Annotated in this window: 23 protein-coding genes, 1 tRNA gene and 1 pseudogene; 20 read left to right on the top strand and 5 right to left on the bottom strand. The window is 57.3% G+C overall.

Annotated features, from left to right (window positions below):
- Window positions 1-6 precede the first annotated feature (6 nt).
- The 5 genes and pseudogenes from E0E17_RS12025 (at window position 7) to E0E17_RS12005 (ending at window position 2628) form a co-directional block, all read left to right on the top strand.
- The gene (locus E0E17_RS12025; RefSeq protein ID WP_130834293.1) at window positions 7-219 is read left to right on the top strand and encodes a hypothetical protein; all 213 of its coding nucleotides are present in this window, start codon (window positions 7-9) and stop codon (window positions 217-219) included.
- The gene (locus tag E0E17_RS12020; protein ID WP_130834292.1) at window positions 216-527 is read left to right on the top strand and encodes a hypothetical protein; all 312 of its coding nucleotides are present in this window, start codon (window positions 216-218) and stop codon (window positions 525-527) included. Before E0E17_RS12025 ends, E0E17_RS12020 begins: the two co-directional genes overlap by 4 nt.
- 46 nt (window positions 528-573) lie before the next feature.
- A complete protein-coding gene (locus tag E0E17_RS12015; protein WP_130834291.1) occupies window positions 574-1158 on the top strand; it encodes a phage N-6-adenine-methyltransferase in 585 nt (194 codons plus the stop codon).
- Between the two features lie 58 nt (window positions 1159-1216).
- A pseudogene (locus E0E17_RS20555) lies at window positions 1217-1333 on the top strand (helix-turn-helix domain-containing protein); the annotation flags it as partial.
- A 131-nt stretch (window positions 1334-1464) separates the two neighbouring features.
- Entirely contained in the window at window positions 1465-2628 is a 1164-nt protein-coding gene (locus E0E17_RS12005; RefSeq protein ID WP_237680778.1) for an integrase, read from the top strand.
- Between the two features lie 15 nt (window positions 2629-2643).
- Here the strand turns inward: E0E17_RS12005 and E0E17_RS12000 are convergent.
- A tRNA-Arg gene (locus E0E17_RS12000) sits at window positions 2644-2720 on the bottom strand.
- A 179-nt stretch (window positions 2721-2899) separates the two neighbouring features.
- Between E0E17_RS12000 and folD the strand changes: the two genes are divergently transcribed.
- From folD to malI, 4 genes are all read left to right on the top strand, one after another.
- Window positions 2900-3766 carry a bifunctional methylenetetrahydrofolate dehydrogenase/methenyltetrahydrofolate cyclohydrolase FolD gene (folD, locus tag E0E17_RS11995; RefSeq protein WP_130834288.1) on the top strand — a complete coding sequence of 289 codons (867 nt, stop codon included), beginning with the start codon at window positions 2900-2902 and terminating at the stop codon, window positions 3764-3766.
- 1 nt (window position 3767) lies between these two features.
- A complete protein-coding gene (gene ybcJ / locus E0E17_RS11990; protein WP_130834287.1) occupies window positions 3768-3989 on the top strand; it encodes a ribosome-associated protein YbcJ in 222 nt (73 codons plus the stop codon).
- 258 nt (window positions 3990-4247) lie between these two features.
- A complete protein-coding gene (locus E0E17_RS11985; protein WP_130834286.1) occupies window positions 4248-5747 on the top strand; it encodes a PTS transporter subunit EIIC in 1500 nt (499 codons plus the stop codon).
- Between the two features lie 84 nt (window positions 5748-5831).
- Window positions 5832-6848, top strand: coding sequence for a Mal regulon transcriptional regulator MalI (gene malI, locus E0E17_RS11980; protein WP_130834285.1), 1017 nt, complete (start codon window positions 5832-5834; stop codon window positions 6846-6848).
- 67 nt (window positions 6849-6915) lie between these two features.
- On the opposite strand, the gene cysS is transcribed toward malI, so the two are convergent.
- Window positions 6916-8301, bottom strand: a complete 1386-nt coding sequence (cysS, locus tag E0E17_RS11975) for a cysteine--tRNA ligase (protein WP_130834284.1) — start codon at window positions 8299-8301, stop codon at window positions 6916-6918.
- Between the two features lie 217 nt (window positions 8302-8518).
- On the opposite strand from cysS, the gene ppiB reads away from it, so the two are divergent.
- The 4 genes from ppiB to purK all read left to right on the top strand — a co-directional run bounded on the left by ppiB (window position 8519) and on the right by purK (window position 11429).
- Window positions 8519-9013, top strand: coding sequence for a peptidylprolyl isomerase B (gene ppiB, locus E0E17_RS11970; protein ID WP_130834283.1), 495 nt, complete (start codon window positions 8519-8521; stop codon window positions 9011-9013).
- The gene (lpxH, locus tag E0E17_RS11965; RefSeq protein WP_130834282.1) at window positions 9013-9729 is read left to right on the top strand and encodes a UDP-2,3-diacylglucosamine diphosphatase; all 717 of its coding nucleotides are present in this window, start codon (window positions 9013-9015) and stop codon (window positions 9727-9729) included. The genes ppiB and lpxH overlap by 1 nt, the downstream gene beginning before the upstream one ends.
- Before the next feature lie 129 nt (window positions 9730-9858).
- Window positions 9859-10368 carry a 5-(carboxyamino)imidazole ribonucleotide mutase gene (gene purE / locus E0E17_RS11960; RefSeq protein WP_130834281.1) on the top strand — a complete coding sequence of 170 codons (510 nt, stop codon included), beginning with the start codon at window positions 9859-9861 and terminating at the stop codon, window positions 10366-10368.
- Complete coding sequence (gene purK, locus E0E17_RS11955; protein WP_130834280.1) at window positions 10365-11429, top strand: 5-(carboxyamino)imidazole ribonucleotide synthase; 1065 nt, start codon at window positions 10365-10367, stop codon at window positions 11427-11429. Before purE ends, purK begins: the two co-directional genes overlap by 4 nt.
- Window positions 11430-11471: 42 nt before the next feature.
- Here purK and ybbP read toward each other — a convergent pair whose 3' ends face one another.
- Window positions 11472-13889, bottom strand: a complete 2418-nt coding sequence (ybbP, locus tag E0E17_RS11950) for a putative ABC transporter permease subunit YbbP (RefSeq protein WP_130834279.1) — start codon at window positions 13887-13889, stop codon at window positions 11472-11474.
- A complete protein-coding gene (gene ybbA / locus E0E17_RS11945) occupies window positions 13886-14572 on the bottom strand; it encodes a putative ABC transporter ATP-binding protein YbbA (RefSeq protein WP_130834278.1) in 687 nt (228 codons plus the stop codon). Before ybbA ends, ybbP begins: the two co-directional genes overlap by 4 nt.
- On the opposite strand from ybbA, the gene tesA reads away from it, so the two are divergent.
- The 5 genes from tesA to E0E17_RS11920 all read left to right on the top strand — a co-directional run bounded on the left by tesA (window position 14540) and on the right by E0E17_RS11920 (window position 18345).
- The gene (tesA, locus tag E0E17_RS11940; protein ID WP_237680777.1) at window positions 14540-15166 is read left to right on the top strand and encodes a multifunctional acyl-CoA thioesterase I/protease I/lysophospholipase L1; all 627 of its coding nucleotides are present in this window, start codon (window positions 14540-14542) and stop codon (window positions 15164-15166) included. The genes ybbA and tesA overlap by 33 nt on opposite strands.
- Before the next feature lie 31 nt (window positions 15167-15197).
- Window positions 15198-15971: an SDR family oxidoreductase gene (locus E0E17_RS11935; protein WP_130834277.1), complete on the top strand. Its 774-nt coding sequence runs from the start codon at window positions 15198-15200 to the stop codon at window positions 15969-15971.
- Between the two features lie 80 nt (window positions 15972-16051).
- Complete coding sequence (locus E0E17_RS11930) at window positions 16052-16909, top strand: thioredoxin family protein (RefSeq protein WP_130834276.1); 858 nt, start codon at window positions 16052-16054, stop codon at window positions 16907-16909.
- Between the two features lie 63 nt (window positions 16910-16972).
- Entirely contained in the window at window positions 16973-17887 is a 915-nt protein-coding gene (locus tag E0E17_RS11925; RefSeq protein WP_130834275.1) for an SPFH domain-containing protein, read from the top strand.
- A complete protein-coding gene (locus E0E17_RS11920; protein ID WP_130835535.1) occupies window positions 17887-18345 on the top strand; it encodes an NfeD family protein in 459 nt (152 codons plus the stop codon). Before E0E17_RS11925 ends, E0E17_RS11920 begins: the two co-directional genes overlap by 1 nt.
- Here the strand turns inward: E0E17_RS11920 and cueR are convergent.
- Complete coding sequence (gene cueR, locus E0E17_RS11915) at window positions 18333-18740, bottom strand: Cu(I)-responsive transcriptional regulator (RefSeq protein ID WP_130835534.1); 408 nt, start codon at window positions 18738-18740, stop codon at window positions 18333-18335. The two genes, E0E17_RS11920 and cueR, sit on opposite strands and share 13 nt — an antisense overlap.
- Window positions 18741-19080: 340 nt before the next feature.
- Between cueR and E0E17_RS11910 the strand changes: the two genes are divergently transcribed.
- Both E0E17_RS11910 and copA read left to right on the top strand, forming a co-directional pair.
- Entirely contained in the window at window positions 19081-19500 is a 420-nt protein-coding gene (locus E0E17_RS11910; protein WP_130834274.1) for a hypothetical protein, read from the top strand.
- Window positions 19501-19689: 189 nt separating this feature from the next.
- Window positions 19690-22203, top strand: coding sequence for a copper-exporting P-type ATPase CopA (gene copA / locus E0E17_RS11905; RefSeq protein ID WP_130834273.1), 2514 nt, complete (start codon window positions 19690-19692; stop codon window positions 22201-22203).
- Window positions 22204-22217: the final 14 nt, after the last annotated feature.

The following is a 22217-nucleotide window of genomic DNA, read 5'->3' as shown; positions in this document are numbered from 1 at the left end:
GGCAGCATGAGTCACGCCGATATTCTTGACGAAGCCTCAGAACGCGAGCAGCAGCTGATCGCCATTGCCCTGGCCAACCGGCCAAAGCCGGGAATGACGTTTACCGGCAAGTGTCACTACTGCGAGGAGCCGATAAGCAAGGGGCATTATTGTTCGGCTGAGTGCAGAGAAGACCATAGCCGGGTGCAGTGGGCGCAGAAACAGAGAGGTGTGGTATGAACGTTGAATGGAATGGCGAAGGTTTGCCGCCTGTTGGAAAGTGTCAGGCAAAACAGAAGGGTCAGATCGGATGGAGTGATTTTGATGTGGTAGCTGAAAAGTTCGGAACCATATTCGGGTTCTGGACAAGAGCTGGCACTTGCGGCGCATTGGACACTGATAAATGGGAATTCAGGCCCATGCCGCACGAAGAGCTTATTAAGCGAGAGGAGGCAGTCAAAGCGCTTAACGATATCTGCTGGTCATGCGGAGATGATGTTTACGACGCCATCTTAGCCGGCAAAATCCCCCACATTACCCTGAAGTAACACCCACCCACCCTATTCACTATCGCGCTCTGCGTGAGGAGTTGTTATGCCTGATGAAATACGCCCCATATCTGGCTACCACGACAGCCAGACACCTCCGGCACACCGTGACAACTGGCAGACGCCGCCTGAGATATTCGCCGCTCTTAACCGGGACTTCCGTTTTGTCGCTGATGTGGCAGCCAGCGCGCAGAATAACTTACTACCGGTTTACTTCACCGAAACGGATAACGCGCTGGAACAGGACTGGGCCGGGCAGCTTCCGATCGGCATCGTCTGGTGTAACCCACCTTACAGCGATATTTCTCCATGGGTGAAGAAAGCTGATGAAGAGTGCCGCAACGGGATCGGCACTGTAATGCTCGTTCCGGCCGATACGTCGGTTGGGTGGTTTAGTCTGGCGCGGAAAACCTGCACTGAGGTTCGCTTTATCATTGATGGCCGGATCTCCTTTATCCGCGCCGATACCGGCAAGCCCGTTAACGGAAACAACAAGGGATCGATGCTGCTCATATGGAACCCGTTCGTGTCTGATTTTGGCCTGACAGGTTTTGTCCCGCGCGACACGCTAATGGCGATCGGAAGAAAGCTACTTGCCTGCCAGAGAAAAGAAACCGGCCAGGCAGCATGACCAACCCCACCCCATTCTCCGGGCGAGCGCTTAACTGACCTCGCCCTTTTTTGTGGCTATGGCCGCCAGAGGAGTAGATATGGAAACTTATTCGCTTTCCATGGATGAAGCCTGCGCATTTCTTGGCATTTCACGGCCTACCGCTTTGCAGTGGATACGCTCCGGCCGACTGCCTGCGACACGGAAGGATCCGTCTAAAACCAGGTCACCTTACCTTCTCACCCGCCAGGCCTGTATTGCCGCTCTCAACAATCCAATGCACACTGTCGCCGTGAGCGCGGCGGTTGCACATGAGGAGAAAATATCATGTCGATCTTCCGCAGAGGTTCCGTCTGGTACGGGAGTTACACGACGCCGGGCGGCAAGCGAATTAAAGAATCTCTTGGCACAGAGGACCGAAAGCAAGCACAGGAGTTGCACGACCGGCGAAAGGCTGAGTTATGGCGAATAGAGCGCCTGGGTGATTTCCCGGATGTAACGTTCGAAGAAGCCTGCCTGCGATGGCTGGAAGAGAAGGCGCATAAAAAGTCACTCGATGCCGATAAGGGCCGGATCGGATTCTGGCTCATGCATTTTGAAGGGGTGCTGCTGAAGGATATCAGCGAAGCAAAAATTTATGCGGCTGTAAGCCGGATGACTAACAGGAAGGCAGCAGAAAGATGGGGGATGCGAGCCGCGTCGATGAAAAAGAAAGGCGTGGATATCGGGCCCTATAAGCCAGCCCCCGTATCAACGTCAACCAAGGCAAAGCACCTGGCATTAATGAAGGCTCTGATGCGAGCGGCAGAAAGGGAATGGAAGTGGATCGAGAAGTCACCTGTCATTAAGGTGCCTCAGGAGAGAAATAAGCGGGTGCGGTGGCTCGAACCCGCTGAGGCTCAACGACTGATTGATGAATGCCCTGAACCTCTTAAGTCTACCGTAGAGTTTGCTCTGGCGACAGGCTTGCGCCGGTCAAACATTGTCGATTTGAAGTGGCAGCAAATTGATATGCAGCGCAAGGTGGCGTGGATATACCCGGAGGAAAGTAAGTCAGGCAGAGCAATTGGCGTTGCACTGAATGACACAGCCTGCGCCGTTCTGAAGCGGCAGCTTGGCAAGCATCACAACTGGGTGTTCGTACACACCGAAGCTGTGAAGCGGAATGACGGAACGACAACGGCGAGCGTCAGGAAGATGCGCGTCGATTCAAATACTGCATGGCGGGCAGCATTAAAAAGAGCCGGTATTGAGGACTTTCGATTTCATGACCTTCGACACACTTGGGCGAGCTGGTTAATTCAGGCTGGCGTCCCGTTATCGGCATTACAGGAAATGGGTGGCTGGGAAAGCATCGAGATGGTGCAGCGTTATGCACATCTGGCGCCTAACCATTTAACGGAGCATGCGAGGCAAATTGACGCGATTTTTGGCAATCGTGTCCCAAATCTGTCCCACAGGGAAAATTTGAAGGCGGAAGGAGAGAGCTAACTACTTGAAATTTAATGGCACGCCCTGCAGGATTCGAACCTGCGACCTACGGCTTAGAAGGCCGGTGCTCTATCCAGCTGAGCTAAGGGCGCACGGGGATTGCGTGGATTATACGGTCACGACCCGATGAGTCAATAATTTTGCTCTGTATTGCGGGTGGTTGCTGAAGATTCAGACAACCGCATTGATTCAGTGCCTGACAGCACGCCGCGCTTCTGACAAAATAGGCGCCTTCCCCCGATTCATCACAATACAGTGGATTTCCTCTCTGATGGCAGCAAAAATTATTGATGGCAAAACGATTGCGCAGCAGGTACGCCTTGAGGTTGCGGAAAAAGTAAAGCAGCGCCTGGCGGCGGGTAAACGCGCCCCTGGACTGGCGGTCGTTTTGGTCGGCGAAAACCCCGCTTCGCAAATCTATGTCGGCAGCAAACGTCGTGCCTGTGAAGAGGTTGGCTTTATCTCCCGCTCTTACGATCTCCCCGCTACCACCAGCGAAGCCGAGCTGCTGCAGCTGATTGATGAGCTGAATAACGACAGGGAGATCGACGGCATTCTGGTGCAGCTGCCCTTACCGGCAGGCATCGATAACGTTAAGGTGCTGGAACGCATCGTACCGGACAAAGATGTGGATGGCTTCCATCCCTATAACGTAGGTCGCCTGTGTCAGCGCGCGCCAAAGCTGCGCCCCTGCACGCCGCGCGGTATCGTCACCCTGCTGGAACGCTATAATATTGACACCTTCGGTCTGAATGCGGTGGTCGTAGGCGCGTCCAATATCGTTGGCCGTCCAATGAGCATGGAACTGCTGCTGGCGGGTTGCACCACCACCGTGACCCATCGCTTCACCAAAGATCTGCGTCATCACGTAGAACATGCCGATTTGCTGGTCGTGGCGGTAGGCAAGCCGAACTTTATTCCGGGCGACTGGATCAAGCCGGGGGCGGTTGTCATTGATGTAGGCATTAACCGTCTGGAAAACGGCAAAGTGGTCGGCGACGTCGATTTTCATGCCGCCAGCGAACGCGCGGCTTATATCACGCCGGTGCCGGGTGGTGTTGGACCGATGACGGTGGCCACACTGATTGAAAATACGCTGCAGGCATGCGAAGCCTGGCACGATATTCAGGAGAGCTGAGATGGCAAATTTTGCCCTGGGTAAACACCCCTACGTTGAACTGTGTGACCTGCTGAAGCTGGAAGGCTGGAGTGAAAGTGGCGCACAGGCAAAAATCGCCATCAGCGAAGGGCAGGTAAAAGTTGACGGCGTGGTGGAAACCCGCAAGCGCTGCAAAATTGTGGCCGGACAGAAAGTCTCTTTTGCCGGGCACAACGTCACGGTAACCGGTTCCGCTGAATAACCTTCTGTTATGCAGGCCGGGTCAGGCATTCTGCCGCCCGGCTTTCTCCTTGCTTTCCCCGGCCCCCCTTCTCCCCTGACACGCGCACTTTTCCCCGGCAAAATTCGATCGGCGTCAAACTATCACTATTTCGTATCGCTGAATGTGAAAATCTTGTTGCAGCGCGATCAGGCATATTGAAGGATAAGTAGAACGTTCTAGTAAAACGTTCTACTGACAATAACAACGCTGTTAAAACGCTCTTCAGGGGGAATGGGTATGAGTCTGCTATCCGGATTTGTGAAATCGCTGTCTAAATTGTCGATGATTGGGCGCGCCTTAATGCTGCCTATCTCGCTGCTGCCTGCCGCCGGTCTGCTGCTGGCGTTTGGTGATAAATTTCATCTGCCGCTGATGATGAACGCTGGCGGCGTCATCTTCGATAACCTGCCGCTGCTGTTTGCGATTGGTTCCGCGGTCGGTCTGGCGTCCGAGTCGGGTATCGCCGCGCTCTCCGCCGCCGTATCGGTCTTTGTCACCAATATCACCATCGGCACATTGTTAAATATCACGCCGGAAATGGCCTCTCAGGGCGGGAAATATGCGATGGTGGTGGGTATTACTACGCTGCAGATGGGCGTCTTTGGCGGTCTGATCTGCGGCATTCTTGCTGCCTGGTGCTATAACCGCTTCCATACTCTGCAGCTGCCGGAGTTCCTCGGCTTCTTCTCCGGGAAACGCTTTGTGGCCATCGCCACCGCTTTCCTCTCATTCCTGCTCGGCCTGCTGTTACCTTATATCTGGCAGCATATTCAGAACGGTATCGACGCCCTGTCGGTGATGGTCAACGGTGATAACCAGGCGGCCTCCACCTTTATTTTTGGCCTGGTGGAACGCGCATTGATCCCGCTTGGCCTGCACCATATCTGGTACCCCTCTTTCTGGTACTCCTTTGGCGACTACACCACTCAGGCAGGTCAGGTGATCCACGGCGATCAGAGCATCTGGTTTAAAATGCTGGAAGAAGGCACGAAATCCTTCAGCAGCGACACCTATCAGAATGCCGGTAAGTTTATGCAGGGTGAATTCCCGCTGATGCTGTTCGCTCTGCCTGCGGCCTGCCTGGCGATGTACCAGGAAGCGCACAGCAAAAACAAGAAGATCGCCTCCGGCATCCTTTTCTCCGCTGCCCTGACCTGCTTCCTGACGGGGATCACCGAGCCGGTAGAATTTACCTTTATTTTCGTTGCGCCGATCCTCTATGTCTTTAACGCCATCATGGCGGGTCTGGCCTATATGATGATGTATCTGCTGCACGCTCACATCGCCAAGTCATTCTCCGCCGGCCTGATTGACTATATCTCTTTCGGGATTCTGCCTTCCTTTAACGGTTATCAGACCAATTTCCTCAATGCGGTGATTGTCGGCGTTCCGATGGCGCTGATTTACTACTTCACCTTCCGCTTTGTTATCCGTCGTTTCGATGTCAAAACGCCGGGCCGTACTGATGTGACCGCCACGACCAATAATAAGACCGATGCTGAGCTCGCCAGCGAAATCATCGGCCTGATGGGCGGCGCGCAGAACATCGCTTCCGTAGGCTCATGCATTACGCGCCTGCGCCTTGAAGTCGAGAAAAGCGAAATGGTGGACCGCGAAGGTCTTAACGGCATCGGTGCCCGCGGGGTGGTGTTTGTCGGCGATAATGGCGTTCAGGTGATTTTTGGCGCCAGGGCACAATTTATCGCGCAAAGCATGTCCAGCCAGATCGCGAAGTAATACTATGCTGCACTGAGGCGTCTCCCGTCGCCCCGGGAGACGCTGTTATTTCAGGTGGATAACGGCGAACAGCAGGGAGCGGATGTGAAGAAAGTCAGTATTATTGATGTAGCCAGAGAGGCCGGGGTCTCGGTCTCTACCGTTTCGCTGGTGCTGCGTCAGAAAGGAAAGATCTCAGACGCAACCATTGAACGCGTGCAGGCGGCGATTAACACCCTGGGCTATGTGCATAATGTTGCCGCCGCTAATCTCCGCTCCAGTACCTCCAATCTGATCGGCCTGATATTGCGCGATTTCAGCGACAGCTTTTCCATTAAAGTGATGGCCAGCGTGGTGCTGGAACTGGAAAAACAGGGCTATATGGTATTCCTGGGCCAGCCACTCAATGATGGCGAGCACCTGGAGCGCTGCCTGCTTTCCTTCAAACAGCAGGGTGTGGCGGGCGTCATCTATCTGGCGTCAGACACGCACAGCGCGCGGCTACCCGAACAAATTCGCCACTGTCCGATGCCGCTGGTGGTGGTATCGCAATCGCTGCTGGAAGAAGAGTGCAACCTGGTAATGCGTGATAACCGCCAGGCCGCCAACCTGGCGGCACGCTATCTGATTGAGCGCGGGCATCGTCATATCGCCTATATCGGCGGCAGCGAAGGTGACCTGATTCGCCAGCAGCGTCTGCTGGGATTTCGCAGCGCCATGACCCAGTATGGCCTGACACTGCGCGCCGAGGCGACACCGGTGTGTAACGACGACACCCATTCAGCCAGTTTTGTGACGCGCCAGTTACTGGAACAGAATAACACCTTCACCGCCCTGCTCTGTCACTCGCCCGATGCGATGATTGGCGCCCTTTCCGGCATCCATCATGTTGGACGAACCGTCGGGAAAGATGTGTTTCTCACCCAACAGGTGGCGCTGGTAGGCTTTGAAGATATGCTGCACATCAACCTCACCTCCCCCTCCTTCACCTATGTGGCTTCCGCCAGTGAAGAAACCGGACGGCAGGCGGCTGAACTGATTATACGTACGCTCAAAGAGCCAGTGCTCAGGACGCAGCGTATTACGCTCTCTGGCGAGTTAGTGGTGCGGGAATCGGCGTAGAGACAGCCATAAGGCGTCGCCGCAGGAAAAACAGCCCGGACAGCATCACGCTGCCGGGCTGGCGTTATTACTTACGACGCCAGGTGGTGCCCTGCGCACCATCTTCCAGCACAATCCCCATCTCGTTAAGACGGTCACGCGCCGCATCCGCCGCCGCCCAGTCTTTCGCTTTACGCGCATCCAGACGCTGCTGGATCAACGCTTCGATCACCTGCACTTCATCATCGCTGGCCTGCGCGCCGCTCTGCAGGAACTGTTCCGGATCCTGTTGCAGAATGCCCAGCACCTCGCCCAGCTGACGCAATTTCGCCGCCAGCCCATTCGCCACCGCACTGTCAACACTCTTCAGACGATTCACTTCACGCGCCATATCAAACAGCACTGAATAGGCTTCCGGCGTGTTGAAGTCATCATCCATCGCGGCGCGGAAACGGACCTCAAACTCCTCTCCCCCTGCCGCCTGTACATCGCGGTCAGTATGACGCAGCGCGGTGTAAAGACGCTCCAGCGCCGCACGCGCCTGGTTCAGGTTGTCTTCACCGTAGTTCAACTGGCTACGATAGTGACCGGACATCAGGAAATAGCGCACGGTTTCCGCATCATAGTGCTGTAGCACGTCGCGCACGGTGAAGAAGTTACCCAGCGATTTTGACATCTTCTCGCGGTCAACCATCACCATCCCGGAGTGCATCCAGTAGTTAACGTACGGGCCGTCATGCGCGCAGGTGGACTGCGCGATCTCATTTTCATGATGCGGGAACATCAGATCTGAGCCGCCGCCGTGAATGTCAAAATGTTCGCCCAGCTGTTTGCAGTTCATGGCAGAACATTCGATATGCCAACCCGGTCGGCCATTGCCCCAGGGCGAAGACCATGCGGGCTCTTCCGCTTTGGACATTTTCCACAGCACGAAGTCCATGGGATTACGTTTTGCTTCAGTTACTTCGACGCGCGCGCCAGCCTGCAGCTGTTCCAGATCCTGGCGGGACAGCAGGCCATAATCGGCGTCACTTGCCACATCAAACATTACATCGCCGTTCTCCGCCACGTAGGCGTGTCCGCGATCGAGCAGTTTGTTCACCAGCTCGATAATTTCGCTGATATGGCGCGTAGCGCGCGGTTCCAGATCGGGCGGCAGGATATTCAGCGCCGCAAAGTCGTTATGCATTTCACCAATCATACGATTGGTCAGGGTTTCAATGCTCTCGCCATTCTCACTGGCACGTTTAATGATTTTGTCATCAATATCGGTGATGTTACGCACATATTTCAGCCGATAACCGCAGTAGCGCAGATAGCGCGCGACCACGTCGAAAGCCACAAAGGTACGCCCGTGGCCAATATGACAGAGGTCGTACACCGTGATGCCGCACACGTACATACCAATCTCACCGGCATGGATAGGTTTAAATTCCTCTTTCTGGCGACTCAGCGTGTTATAAATCTTTAGCATTGAACGATTCCGTTTAGACGTGTGCGGGTTACGCTTATTTTCAGATGGTCTGATTATTGTGCCGTATTTTTCCCGCTCGCGCGACGCAAAGCAAGCCAACAGCCGCTGCCTTGCTGACGCATCATCAGAAATTATGATATAAGTGCCTCTGTAAAATGGCCCGCTCTCCTTTCGGCGCGGTCCACAACACTGACAACCCCTTTTACAGGACGAGAATATGGTTACCTTCCAGACAAACCACGGCGATATCGTCATCAAAACCTTTGATGATAAAGCGCCTGCTACCGTGAAAAACTTTCTGGATTACTGCCGCGAAGGCTTTTACGACAACACCATTTTCCACCGTGTGATTAACGGTTTTATGATTCAGGGCGGCGGCTTTGAGCCTGGCATGAAACAGAAAGCCACCAAAGAAGAGATCCGTAACGAAGCAAACAACGGTCTGAAAAACACCCGTGGCACCCTGGCGATGGCGCGTACCTCTGCACCGCACTCCGCTACCGCCCAGTTTTTCATCAACGTAGCGGATAACGACTTCCTGAACTTCCGTGACGAAAGTCTGCAGGGCTGGGGCTACTGCGTATTCGCTGAAGTGGTCGAAGGCATGGACGTGGTTGATAAAATCAAAGCGGTTGCCACCGGCCGCAGCGGTATGCATCAGGACGTGCCGAAAGAAGACGTCGTCATTCAGAAAGTGACCGTCAGCGAGTAATGTCGCGCACGCTGTTTATCGCAGATTTACATCTGTGCCAGGAAGAACCGGCAATCACTGCCGGTTTTCTGCGTTTTTTACAGCGGGAAGCGCACCACTGTGATGCGCTCTATATCCTTGGCGACCTGTTTGAGGCCTGGATCGGCGATGACGATCCCAATCCGCTGCATCAGCAGATCGCTGCCGCGCTGAAAGCCCTGCCGGTTCCCGTCTTCTTTATTCATGGCAACCGCGACTTTTTACTGGGCCATGCATTTGCTGCGGCCTGCGGCATGACGCTGCTGCCGGAAGAGCAGATTGTGGAGCGCTACGGACAGCGGGTGCTGATTATGCATGGCGATACGCTCTGCACCGACGATCAGGGCTATCAACGTTTTCGCGCGAAGGTCCACCAGCGCTGGCTGCAGAAACTGTTTCTTTCCCTGCCGCTGTTTATCCGCAAACGCGTTGCCCTGCGCATGCGCGCCGGTAGCCAGCAATCGAACCAGCATAAGTCATTAAGCATTATGGATGTCAATCAGGCGGCGGTAGAAGCGGCGATGACACGCCAGCAGGTGCAATTGCTGATCCACGGCCACACGCACCGGCCCGCGATACACGACCTGAAAGTGCAGAATCGTCCCGCCCGCCGTGCGGTACTGGGCGCCTGGCATACACGCGGCTCGATGATCCAGCTCGACGCCAGCGGCGTAACCCTGATCGATTTCGACTTCTGAATGTGCAGGAAAACGGCCCTGTAGCGGTGACGCAACCGTTTTCCTCGCTGGCGTCTCATGCTATCCTCTGTGCCCTCTTCACCTGCCCGCCCGGCCAGGTTCGTTTGTCTATTCACAGGAGTTGACCGCATGTCATCCAACGCCGCCCCGGTCCGCATCGCTATTGTTATGGGTTCTAAAAGTGACTGGGCTACCATGCAGTTCGCTGCGGAAATCCTCACCAGCCTCGAGGTGCCGTTTCACGTTGAAGTGGTTTCTGCGCACCGCACCCCCGATAAACTGTTCAGCTTTGCCGAAACGGCGGCGCAGAACGGCTTTCAGGTGATTATCGCCGGTGCTGGCGGCGCGGCGCATCTGCCCGGCATGCTGGCCGCCAAAACCCTGGTGCCGGTACTGGGCGTACCGGTCCAGAGCGCGGCACTGAGCGGTGTCGACAGCCTCTACTCCATCGTACAGATGCCGCGCGGGATTCCGGTAGGCACCCTGGCGATTGGCAAAGCGGGGGCGGCAAACGCCGGCCTGCTGGCAGCGCAGATCCTGGCGCTGCACGATCCCGAGCTCGCCAGCCGTCTGGCGGCCTGGCGTCAGAGCCAGACTGACGACGTGCTGAATAACCCGGATCCGCGGGAGGAAGCATGAAGCCGGTTTGCGTATTAGGAAACGGTCAGCTGGGCCGTATGCTGCGTCAGGCGGGCGAGCCGCTGGGGATTGCCGTCTATCCGGTAGGCCTGGATGCTGAGCCGGAAGCCCTGCCCATCGCCCAGAGCGTGGTTACCGCCGAAATTGAACGCTGGCCGGAAACAGCCCTGACGCGTGAACTGGCGCGTCATCCGGCGTTTGTGAATCGCGACATTTTTCCGCGTCTGGCAGATCGTCTGACGCAAAAACAGCTGCTCGATCAGCTGAACCTCGCCACCGCCCCCTGGCAGCTGCTCGCTGCCGCCAGCGAATGGCCGCAGGTGTTTGCCCGTCTCGGTGAACTGGCGATTGTCAAACGCCGTACCGGCGGCTATGACGGCCGCGGTCAGTGGCGCTTACGCGCCCATGAGACCGACGCGCTGCCGGCCGAGTGCTACGGCGAGTGCATCGTTGAGCAAGGCATTAACTTTTCCGGTGAAGTGTCGCTGGTCGGTGCGCGCGCGCATGACGGCACGACGGTGTTCTATCCGCTTACGCACAATCTGCATCAGGAGGGGATCCTGCGTACCAGCGTGGCGTTCCCGCAGGCCGATCCCGCGCAGCAATGCCAGGCGGAGCAGATGCTCAGCGCCATTATGCATGAACTGAATTACGTCGGCGTGATGGCAATGGAGTGTTTTGTCACGCCGGAAGGCCTGCTGATTAACGAACTGGCCCCGCGTGTTCATAACAGCGGCCACTGGACGCAAAACGGCGCTTCCATCAGCCAGTTTGAACTGCATCTGCGCGCCATTCTGGATCTGCCGCTGCCACAGCCGGTGGTGATAGCGCCTGCGGTGATGATCAATCTAATCGGCACGGCAGTGAACCTCGAATGGCTACAGCAGCCGCTGGTGCATCTGCACTGGTATGAAAAAGAGGTGCGGCCAGGACGCAAGGTAGGCCATCTTAACCTCAGCGACAGCGACAGCACGCGTCTGAAAGCCGCCCTGCAGGCGCTGGTGCCGCTGCTGCCAGCGGAATACGCCAGCGGCATCGATTGGGCCCTTGCTAAGCTGTAACTCAGCGCAAAAGTACAAAAAGCGGGGCCAGCCCCGCTTTTTTTATGCCGCTTCGAAACGGCGGAACAGCGCCTGGCCCTTCAGCAACCTGACGCCCAGCCAGCCGCCGCAGAACGACAGCAGCAGCGCGCCGGTCAGCGGCAGCGCCAGCCAGAGTTGCCAGTCGGGCTGCCAGGGGAAATCAAATATTTTGCGCTGCAGGCCCCAGAGCGCAGCCTCTGCCCCCATCGCCGCCGCCACACCTGCCACCACGCCAATCAGCGCAAACTCACACCAGAGCGTGGTACGCAACAGGCGCTTGCTGGCCCCCAGCGTGCGGTACACCATCAGTTCCTGATGTCGCTGGCGCATCCCCACCTGAATCTGCGCCAGCAGCAACAGGCCTCCGCACAGGGTCACCAGCACCACCATAATCTCCAGCGCCTGGCTCACCTGCGCCAGCACCTGGCCAATCTGGCGCATCATACTGCCAATATCCAGCAGGCTCAGAGTCGGAAACTGGCGGTTCAGCTGGGCCAGCAGCGTCGGGTTATGCTCCATGCGGAAGCTGGTCAGCCAGGTTTGCGGCTGTGCATCGAGCGCGCCAGGGGGAAAAATAAAGAAGAAATTGGGTCGCAGGCTCTCCCAGTCCACCTTACGCAGACTGCTGATTCTGGCCGTAAACTGCTGCGTATCGCCAGTAAAAGTCAGTGTATCGCCGAGCGTCACGCCCAGCCGTCCCGCCAGCTCTTCCTCCATCGAGACTTCACCCGCTTGCGGCGGCCAGCGGCCTGCGGTGAGCGGATTGTGATCCGGGCGTTCCGCCTGCCAGGTGAGGTTCAGCTCGCGATTTAGCGCATTATCCTGCTTCGGATCGGCCTCTTTCCCGTTGATTTCTGTCAGGCGCACGCGCGCAATCGGATAGAAAGTTTCCGTTTTAATCTGATGTTCAGCAAGGAAACTGCGTACCTGCGGCACTTGCTCCTGCGTGATATTCAGCAGGAAATAGTTAGGGCTGTCGGGCGGCAGCTGTTGTTGCCAGCGGTCGAGCAGATCGCCGCGCAGCACCAGCAGCAATGCCAGCAACATAAACGACAGGGAAAAAGTGGAGAGCTGGCTCAGCGTCATCCAGGGCTGGCGCAACAGTCGGTTAATGGCCAGCCGCAGCGCCAGATTTTTTATCACCAGGCGACGCAACAGCAGTAATGTCCCCCAGCCAAGCAGCGCCAGCAGCAGCGCCAGCATCACGACCCCGGCCAACAACGCCCAGAGCAGTTTGCTGCCGCCCACCAGCAGCGCCAGCAACACCACCACCAGCCCCGCCATCAGCGGCAGATAAAATTTTAATGGCCAGACGCGCGCCACCACATCACGCCTCAATACGCGCAGCGGCTGGGTCGCCAGCAACAGGCGATAAGGCCGCAGCCCCACCAGCAGCGAAATCACAAACAGCGATCCCAGCGCCCACAGCCAGGGCCAGAAACTGGCCGCGGGCAAGCTGGCGGGCAGTACCGGCTTCAGCATCGCGAGCAGGAGCGCCTCAAATCCCAGCCCAAGCACGCTGCCGCAGAGCGCCGCCAGCAGCAATACGGCCAGCCACTGACCCACGATCAGCTTCTGCAGAGCCGTGCGCGTCGCACCGAGCGTTTTCAGTACCGCCACCAGGTCGTAGCGGCTGCGACAGTAGTGACTCATCGCTACCGCTACTGCCGCCAGCGCCAGCATCAGGGTCAGCAGTGCGGAGAGCAGCAAAAACTGCTGGGCCCGCTGCATAGAGCGGCCGAGCGCATCCTCAGAATTCTCCACGCTGATCCAGCGCTGATCGGCTTTCAGCTGCGGAACGATCCAGCGATCGTAACGCGCCAGCTGCTGCGGGTTGCCGGAAAATTTATAGTGCCAGCTGAGGCGGCTACCGGGCTGTACCGCCCCGGTCTTCCCGACATCCGCCAGATTCATCATCAGGCGTGGCGCGGTCTGAAACGGATTAAATCCGCCGTCAGGCTCCTGAATCACCGCACCGGCAATCTGCAGCCGGGTATCGCCGACCTCAATAGCATCACCAGCTTTCAGATTCAGCAGCGCCAGCAGTCGCGGCGCGGCCAGCACCGTGCCCGCCTGCGGCTTCAGGCCGGGTGGATCGGTCTGCAGGGTGCCAAACATCGGATAGCGATCGTCCACCGCTTTCACCGCCGCCAGCTGTGGCGTCTGATCGGCAAAGGTCATGGTCATAAAACGGAGCTGGCTGCTGACCGTTAGTCCCTCCTCGCGCGCCTGACTCAGCCACTGCGGCGGCACCGGCGCACTGCTGCGCAAGGTGCGATCGCCCGCCATAAAATCGCGGCTCTGCTGGCTGAGCCCTTTCTCCATGCGATCGCTGATCGATCCCAGCGCCAGCACGCAGGCCACAGCCAGCGTCAGCGCCAGCCAGACAATCAGCAGCGAGGGCGAGCGCCACTCGCGCCAGAACCAGCGCCAGATCATGCTTCCTCCTGTAGTTTGCCGTCACGCAAACGCAGCCGACGATCGCAGCGCGCCGCCAGTTGTTCATCATGGGTCACCAGAATCAGTGTGGTGGCGAAATCACGGTTCAGCGAGAACAGCAGATCGGCGATACGATCGCCGGTTTTACGATCCAGATTGCCGGTCGGTTCATCGGCAAACAGCAGATTCGGGCGACCATTAAACGCCCGGGCCAGCGCGACCCGTTGCTGTTCGCCGCCGGAAAGCTGGGCGGGGAGATGGTGCAGGCGCTGCCCCAGGCCGAGTTGTGTCAGAAGCGCACTCGCCTGCTGACGGCTCTGACGCTCATTATCGCCACGCAGCAGCGCAGGCAGCTGGACATTTTCCAGCGCGTTCAGCGTCGGTACCAGCATAAAGGATTGAAACACGAAACCCACGTGTTGCGCGCGCAGAGCAGCCCGCTGCTCTTCATTCATCTGATGCAGTGGTTGCCCCATCAGATGGACTTCTCCGTTGCTGCCGTCATCCAGCCCGGCCAGAATTCCCAGCAAGGTCGACTTCCCGGAACCCGATTCGCCAATCAGCGCCAGGGTCTGTGCTGGTTTGACAACCAGCTCAACTCCGGTAAGGATGGACAACTGATGCTCTCCCTGACCGACGGATTTAGTAAGATGATGAACTTCAACAATGTTTTCCGCTGGCATTATCCCTTCCTGTTTTTCTTGCTTTTACTGGTCTCGCGTCTCGCCGCAGCGGACACACTGATGGTGCTTGGCGACAGCCTGAGTGCAGGTTATCGCATGGCGGCCACGGAGGCCTGGCCGAACCTGCTGGATAAAAAATGGCAGCAGCAGCCCCGGGTGGTCAACGCCAGCATCAGCGGCGATACCGTGGGTCAGGGGCTGGCGCGGTTGCCCGGGTTATTAAAACAGCATCAGCCGCAATGGGTGTTAATCGAACTGGGCGGTAATGATGGTTTACGCGGCTTTCCGCCGCAAACTATTGAGCAGGATCTGCGCAAAATCATTGACGGTATACGCGCGGCCAACGCCAGACCGTTACTGATGCAGATTCGCCTGCCTGCTAATTATGGACGCCGTTATACCGAGGCGTTCAGCGATATCTATCCCAAACTGGCTCAGCAATATGATATTCCGCTGGTGCCCTTTTTTATGGAGCAGGTTTATCAGAAGCCGGAGTGGATGCAGCAGGACGGTATCCATCCCGCCCCCGCCGCCCAGCCCTGGATTGCCACACTCATGGACCAGGCACTGGCTCCGCTAGTTAAACACGAGTAACGGATCGTCGTGCTATCTGACAGGTAAAGTTATGCAAAAAAACGTTCTTATTACCGGCTGTTCCAGTGGTATCGGCCTGGTGGCGGCGCAGGATTTGCTGACGCGCGGCTATCGCGTCCTGGCAGCCTGCCGTAAGCCAGCAGATGTTACGCGCATGAACGAGCTCGGTTTTACCGGCATCTTGCTGGATCTGGACGATGCGCAGAGTGTAGATCGGGCCGCCGATGAAGTTATTGCCCTGACCAGTAACCGCCTTTACGCGCTGTTTAATAATGGCGGTTTTGGCCTTTATGGCCCGCTGTCTACGCTGTCACGCCAGCAACTGGAACAGCAGTTCGCTACTAACTTTTTCGGCACTCATCAACTGACCATGCGTTTGCTGCCCGCGCTGCGGGCCAGCGGACAGGGACGCATCATCAATACCAGTTCGGTGCTGGGGCTGATCGCCACGCCTGGCCGGGGCGCCTATGCCGCCAGTAAACACGCGCTGGAAGCCTGGTCCGATGCGCTGCGTATGGAGCTGCACAGTAGCGGCATACGCGTCAGCCTGATCGAACCGGGGCCAATTCGCACCCGTTTCACCGAGAATGTGACCCAGAGCGAACAGGAGAAGCCGGTGCGCAATCCGGCCATTGCTGCGCGCTTTACCCTGCCGCCGGAAGCCATTTTACCTGAACTGCGTCACGCGCTGGAGAGTCAACATCCGCGTTTGCGCTATCCGGTGACGATGGTCGCACACAGCCTCAGCCTGCTGAAACGGTTACTGCCAGGCTGGATGCTGGATCGCATTTTGCGCAACCATTAAGCAGATTGCCATAATTGAACTTGAAGCGCCGGGCTTCATCCCCATATCCTCAGAACATTTACAGCGAAAGAGACGTCTTCATGTCACCACAAGCTTCGATTATCGACATTAATGAATCCAACCTGCATCAGACGCTGGAGCAGTCCATGCAGCTGCCGGTGCTGTTCTACTTCTGGTCTGACCGCAGTCAGCATTGTCAACAGCTGACGCCGGTGCTGGAACGTCTGGCGCAGGAGTATGCCGGGCAGTTTATTCTGGCCAAACTGGATTGTGATAAAGAGCAGATGGTGGCGGCGCAATTTGGCCTGCGCGCCATTCCTACCGTCTATCTGTTCCAGAACGGTCAGCCGGTTGACGGCTTCCAGGGACCGCAGCCGGAAGAGGCGATCCGCGCGCTGCTGGAAAAAGTGTTGCCGCGTGAAGAAGAACTGAAGGCGCAGCAGGCGATGGCCCTGATGCAGGAAGGCAAACCGCTGGATGCCCTGCCGTTGCTGAAAGAGGCCTGGCAGCTGAGCAATCAGACCAGTGAAATCGGTTTTCTGCTGGCTGAAGCGCTGATTAGCCTGAACCGTAGCGATGAAGCGGAGGCGGTGTTAAAGGTAGTGCCCTTGCAGGATCAGGATACCCGCTACCAGGGCCTGATGGCGCAGATCGACCTGCTTAAGCAGGCGGCCGATACGCCGGAAATTCAGCAGTTGCAGGCGCAGCTGGCGCAGGATGCCGGTAACGCCGGGCTGGCGACAAAACTGGCGCTGCAGCTGCATCAGGTGGGCCGCAACGAAGAGGCGCTGGAGCTGCTGTTTGGTTTCCTGAAGCAAGATCTCAACGCCGCTGAGGGTCAGGCACGTAAAATGATGCAGGAGATTCTGGCGGCGCTGGGTACCGGTGACGCGCTGGCGGGTAAATATCGCCGTCAGCTCTACTCCCTGCTCTACTGAGTTACTGATGGTTTCCACGGGCCGAAGCGACTCGGCCCGACAAGCTGACAGTCTGGAGGTTATATGATTACTGTGATTCCGGTACTTATTGTCCTGGCACTGGTGGTGGTCTGGGCCGGGGTGAAAATTGTCCCGCAGGGCTACCAGTGGACCGTAGAGCGTTTTGGTCGCTATACGCGCACACTCCAGCCCGGCCTGAGTCTGGTGGTGCCCTTTATGGATCGTATTGGTCGCAAGATTAATATGATGGAACAGGTGCTGGATATTCCCTCTCAGGAAGTCATCTCCAAAGACAACGCCAACGTCACCATTGATGCCGTCTGTTTTATTCAGGTGGTCGATCCTGCCAGCGCAGCTTATGAAGTCAGCAATCTCGAACTGGCGATTATCAATCTTACCATGACCAATATCCGTACTGTGCTCGGCGGTATGGAGCTGGATGAGATGCTCTCCCAGCGCGACAACATTAACACCCGCCTGCTGCATATTGTTGATGAAGCCACCAACCCCTGGGGGGTCAAAATCACCCGTATTGAAATCCGCGATGTGCGACCGCCGCAGGAGCTGATCGCCGCGATGAACGCCCAGATGAAAGCCGAACGTACCAAGCGTGCCGATATTCTCACGGCGGAAGGGGTGCGTCAGGCCGCGATTCTGCGCGCCGAAGGGGAAAAACAGTCGCAGATCCTTAAAGCAGAGGGCGAGCGCCAGTCCGCCTTTTTACTGGCTGAAGCGCGTGAACGTCAGGCAGAGGCGGAGGCGACCGCGACCCGCATGGTCTCCGACGCAATTGCGGCAGGGGATATCCAGGCGGTGAATTACTTTGTGGCGCAGAAATATACCGATGCGCTGCAGAAAATTGGTGAGTCTGACAGCAGTAAGGTGGTAATGATGCCACTGGAGGCGGGCAACCTGTTGGGTGCGGTGGCTGGCATCAGCGAACTGCTGAACGACAAGCGCCGGAAGCCCGAATCATGATAATGGCCGAGATCATCGCTCATCCCCACTGGTTCTGGCTCACCCTGGGCGGCCTGCTGCTGGCCGCAGAAATGCTGGGTACCAGCGGCTATCTGCTCTGGAGCGGCCTGGCGGCGGTGCTGGTGGGACTGGTTGAGTGGCTGCTTCCGATGTCCTGGAAGGGTCAGGGGCTACTGTTTGCCGCGCTGACGCTGCTGTGCCTGTTTTTATGGTATCGCTGGTTGCGCTATCGCGAACGCCAGCAGAGGCCAAATGCGCTGAATCAACGTGGCAGGCAAATGATAGGCCGCCATCTGACGCTCGATACGGATCTGCGTGACGGTATCGGCCATGTACGTCTGGGTGACAGCAGCTGGCGCGTGCAGGCCGATCGCGATCTGCCGGCCGGTACAGAGGTGGTTGTGGTGAATGTTGAGGGGATTACGCTGCGCATTCAGCCGCGCCATCACTCAGAGTGATGGCCGCAGCAGCCCGCCAGATGGTTGATAATCGGGCAGTCCGCGCTTTCATCTCCCGGACAGGCGGCCGCGAGTTGTAACAGTCGTGCATGCATGACCTGCAGCTGTTCAATATGCGCCGCAATCTCGTCCGCTTTTTGCAGCGTACGTGCTTTCACTTCCGCGCTGTGGCGCGCTGGATTATTAAACAGCTGCACCAGTTCGCGGCACTCTTCCAGATTAAAACCCACCTGACGCGCCTGGCGCAACAGCGTGAGCTCCTCCAGATGACGTGCGCTGTAGCTGCGGTAGCCGTTTTCGCTGCGCAGCGGCGGCGTCACTACCCCTTTCTCCTCATAAAAGCGGATCGCTTTACGGGTTAAGCCGGTTTTGCTGGCAACATCACTGATATTCATCATGCTCTCCTCTTTCCCCGGAAGATTGTATCACCGGCCTGTTCAGGCGGATGCTATCGCTCTGATAGTGTGCTGATTCGCCGGTCACTGGCAACGATAATTTTTAAAATGTGCAGGCGAGAAGTTTAAGATGGAAGCGACAGGCTGTCAGGCCGCTATATCACATTACTAAAAACACTTCTTTTTATTAAAAATAGTTTTACATACAAATAAAGATTTAACAAAGAGACTTTCCAAACCAGAAAACAAATTATTAAAAAACAGATGAGTGCTTTATAGAATTATTTCTCTTTGATTAGCGTACAATTTCAAGCCCGGTTATTACACAGAGGACCATGCGATGCAAATTGCAAAAATCATATACTGGGCCAGGTGTCAACACGCCCACGCAGATGAAAATGTCCATATCAAAAACAAAGCAATAAAAAGCCTTTTAAAAGAAGTGATTAATGTAAGCAACAAAAGCTATCGGGCCGGCTGGCAGCAGTCCCGAAGTGAAATCATCAGCGACGCAAACACATTATTAGCCAAAGCAAATCAATATACAGAAATTATTAATGCAAACCCGCACACGCATAATAAAAATAAATCAGCAAGGATAAATAATGGTAAAAAGCTGCTTGAAGTTATTATCAGGAATGTTCAAAACCCTCGCAGCCGGGAAAATGGGGTAAGCAGCCTGCCATCCCATTGCAGCTCCCTGGCAGAAATACAGGCAAAAAAAGCCGAAAAAGAGTCTGCCGAAGAATATCTCTACTAACAAAACCCTGCCAGCCTGCAGGCTGGCTTTTTATCCTGGCCCTTCCTTACTCTACACAACCCGCAGTCTGCCCCTGCATAGCTATTTATCTCCTGCGCTTTATTGACCTTCCCCTTGATGGAAGGTTTAAACTTTGTCACGTATCACCTTTCCTTGCGGGGCTGCCCCGCTCTTTTTAAGGAGTCAACGATGTCACAAACAACCGTACTGGCCCTGGATGGTCTCTCCTGCGGTCACTGCATTAAACGCGTCAAAGAAGCGCTGGAACAGCGCAGCGACGTTGAACAGGCGGAAGTTACGCTGGAAGAGGCACGCATTGCAGGTCAGGCCGAAGCGCAGGCGCTGATCGCCACTGTTGAGCAGGTGGGCTATCACGCGACCCTGAAACAGGACGACGCACACCCAAAGCCTGAACCGCTGACAGCAACAGAACCACAGCCGGAAGCGCTGACAGCGGCGTCTCAACAGCTTCCGGCACCGGAGCGCGCTGACGCGCTCCACCTGCTGATTGACGGCATGAGCTGCGCCAGTTGCGTGAGTCGCGTGGAACGTGCCTTACAGCAGGTAGCTGGCGTCAGCCAGGCGCGCGTTAACCTGGGCGAGCGCAGCGCCCTGGTACTGGGCAGCGCCGATCCTCAGACCCTGGTCGCCGCCGTCGAAGAGGCGGGTTACGGCGCGCAGTTTGTTGCCGATGAAGGCGAACGGCGGCAGAAACAGCAGCAGAGCGCGCGTCAGGCAATGCGCCGCTTCAGCTGGCAGGCGGCGCTGGCCCTGCTGCTGGGCGTGCCGATGATGTTCTGGGGCATGTGGGGCGACAATATGATGCTCAGCGCCGCGAACCGTACGACCTGGCTATGGCTGGGCGGCATTACGCTGCTGGTGATGCTGGTGGCGGGCGGTCATTTCTGGCGCAGCGCCTGGCGTAGCCTGCGCAAGGGCACGGCGACCATGGATACGCTGGTGGCGCTGGGCACTGGCGCCGCCTGGCTCTACTCCATCAGTGTGGCGATCTGGCCCGACTTTTTCCCCCATCAGGCACGCCACCTCTATTTTGAAGCCAGCGTCATGATTATCGGCCTGATTAATCTCGGCCATGCGCTGGAACAGCGCGCGCGTCAGCGTTCATCACAGGCACTGGAGCGCCTGCTGGATCTGACGCCGACCCAGGCGCGGGTGATCACCGATCAGGGCGAGAAAAAGGTGCCGCTGAGCGAGCTGCAGCCTGGCATGACGCTGCGTCTGGTCACCGGCGATCGCGTCCCCGTGGATGGCGAGATCACTGACGGCGAAGCCTGGTTCGATGAGGCGATGCTCACCGGCGAGCCGGTGCCGCAGGCAAAAAGCCGTGGCGCCAGCATCCACGCCGGAACTCTGGTGCAGGATGGCGCAGTGCGCTTTACAGCCCGCGCCATCGGTCAACACACTACCCTGGCGCGCATTATCCAGCTGGTGCGTCAGGCGCAAAGCAGCAAGCCGGAAATTGGCCGGCTGGCGGATCGCATCTCTGCGGTTTTTGTCCCGGCGGTGGTCGCCATTGCGCTGATCAGCGCCCTGATCTGGTATCTGGTGGGGCCGCAGCCGCAAATTGTCTATACGCTGGTGATTGCCACCACGGTGCTGATTATCGCCTGCCCCTGCGCACTGGGGCTGGCAACGCCGATGTCGATTATCGCTGGTGTCGGGCGCGCCGCCGAGCTGGGCGTACTGGTGCGCGACGCCGACGCGTTGCAGCGCGCCAGCACGCTGAATACGCTGGTGTTTGATAAAACCGGCACGCTGACGGAAGGCCAGCCGCGCGTCGTTGATATTCAGACCTTTAACGCCGCTGAACGCGCCGGGGTTGTGCGCCTGGCGGCAGCCCTTGAGCAGGATTCCAGCCACCCGCTGGCGAAAGCGCTGGTGGCGGCGGCTGAGGGCGCAACCCTGCCTGCGGTTGAGCAATTTCGTACAATACGCGGCCAGGGCGTCAGCGGTACACTGGCAGGCAAGTCGCTGCTGCTGGGTAACCCAGCCCTGCTGCTGCAGCAAAACATTGATTGCAGTCCCGCTACGCAGGCGCTTACCGCCCTCACGGCACAAGGCGCGACGCCGGTGATGCTGGCCGTCGACAACCAGTTGGTTGCCCTGTTCGCCCTGCGCGATGCGCTACGTCAGGAGAGTCGTGACGCCCTGCAGCGTCTGCACCGCTCAGGTTATCGTCTGATCATGCTGACCGGCGATAATGCGCAGACGGCGCAGGTAATCGCGCAGGAAGCGGGTATTGATGAGGTGATGGCGGGCGTCCTGCCGGAAGGGAAAGCGGAAGCGATACGCCAGCTGCAGCAACAAGGTGCGCAGGTGGCGATGATCGGCGATGGCATTAACGATGCCCCTGCGCTGGCTCAGGCGGACGTGGGCATCGCCATGGGCAGCGGCAGCGATGTGGCGATTGAAACCGCAGCCATGACGCTGATGCGCCACGATCTGCATGCCGTTGCGGATGCGCTGGCCATCTCGCGCGCAACGCTGCGCAATATGAAACAGAACTTACTCGGGGCCTTTGTTTACAACAGTCTGGGCATTCCGGTGGCGGCGGGCGTGCTCTATCCCTTTACCGGCACGCTGCTCAGCCCGGTGCTGGCCGGTGCTGCCATGGCGCTCTCCTCGATCACCGTGGTGAGCAATGCCAATCGCCTGTTGCGCTTCCGACCGCCCAAATCCTGATTGCAGCGACGGCC

It is taken from the genome of [Erwinia] mediterraneensis (assembly GCF_900604315.1).
Taxonomy (GTDB): domain Bacteria; phylum Pseudomonadota; class Gammaproteobacteria; order Enterobacterales; family Enterobacteriaceae; genus Pantoea; species Pantoea mediterraneensis_A.
This window is presented reverse-complemented; position numbering and strand designations above follow the sequence as displayed.

Bases quoted from the DNA above. Each gene is read 5' to 3' on its own strand.
- E0E17_RS12005 (WP_237680778.1), top strand. From the start codon at position 1,465: ATGTCGATCTTCCGCAGAGGTTCCGTCTGGTACGGGAGTTACACGACG.
- E0E17_RS11985 (WP_130834286.1), top strand. From the start codon at position 4,248: ATGAGTCTGCTATCCGGATTTGTGAAATCGCTGTCTAAATTGTCGATG.
- E0E17_RS12025 (WP_130834293.1), top strand. From the start codon at position 7: ATGAGTCACGCCGATATTCTTGACGAAGCCTCAGAACGCGAGCAGCAG.
- ybbA (WP_130834278.1), bottom strand. From the start codon at position 14,572: ATGCCAGCGGAAAACATTGTTGAAGTTCATCATCTTACTAAATCCGTC.
- tesA (WP_237680777.1), top strand. From the start codon at position 14,540: ATGATGAACTTCAACAATGTTTTCCGCTGGCATTATCCCTTCCTGTTT.
- purK (WP_130834280.1), top strand. From the start codon at position 10,365: ATGAAGCCGGTTTGCGTATTAGGAAACGGTCAGCTGGGCCGTATGCTG.
- lpxH (WP_130834282.1), top strand. From the start codon at position 9,013: ATGTCGCGCACGCTGTTTATCGCAGATTTACATCTGTGCCAGGAAGAA.
- E0E17_RS12015 (WP_130834291.1), top strand. From the start codon at position 574: ATGCCTGATGAAATACGCCCCATATCTGGCTACCACGACAGCCAGACA.
- E0E17_RS11935 (WP_130834277.1), top strand. From the start codon at position 15,198: ATGCAAAAAAACGTTCTTATTACCGGCTGTTCCAGTGGTATCGGCCTG.
- E0E17_RS11930 (WP_130834276.1), top strand. From the start codon at position 16,052: ATGTCACCACAAGCTTCGATTATCGACATTAATGAATCCAACCTGCAT.
- ybcJ (WP_130834287.1), top strand. From the start codon at position 3,768: ATGGCAAATTTTGCCCTGGGTAAACACCCCTACGTTGAACTGTGTGAC.
- cueR (WP_130835534.1), bottom strand. From the start codon at position 18,740: ATGAATATCAGTGATGTTGCCAGCAAAACCGGCTTAACCCGTAAAGCG.
- folD (WP_130834288.1), top strand. From the start codon at position 2,900: ATGGCAGCAAAAATTATTGATGGCAAAACGATTGCGCAGCAGGTACGC.
- E0E17_RS12020 (WP_130834292.1), top strand. From the start codon at position 216: ATGAACGTTGAATGGAATGGCGAAGGTTTGCCGCCTGTTGGAAAGTGT.
- cysS (WP_130834284.1), bottom strand. From the start codon at position 8,301: ATGCTAAAGATTTATAACACGCTGAGTCGCCAGAAAGAGGAATTTAAA.
- copA (WP_130834273.1), top strand. From the start codon at position 19,690: ATGTCACAAACAACCGTACTGGCCCTGGATGGTCTCTCCTGCGGTCAC.
- ppiB (WP_130834283.1), top strand. From the start codon at position 8,519: ATGGTTACCTTCCAGACAAACCACGGCGATATCGTCATCAAAACCTTT.
- ybbP (WP_130834279.1), bottom strand. From the start codon at position 13,889: ATGATCTGGCGCTGGTTCTGGCGCGAGTGGCGCTCGCCCTCGCTGCTG.
- E0E17_RS11925 (WP_130834275.1), top strand. From the start codon at position 16,973: ATGATTACTGTGATTCCGGTACTTATTGTCCTGGCACTGGTGGTGGTC.
- purE (WP_130834281.1), top strand. From the start codon at position 9,859: ATGTCATCCAACGCCGCCCCGGTCCGCATCGCTATTGTTATGGGTTCT.
- E0E17_RS11910 (WP_130834274.1), top strand. From the start codon at position 19,081: ATGCAAATTGCAAAAATCATATACTGGGCCAGGTGTCAACACGCCCAC.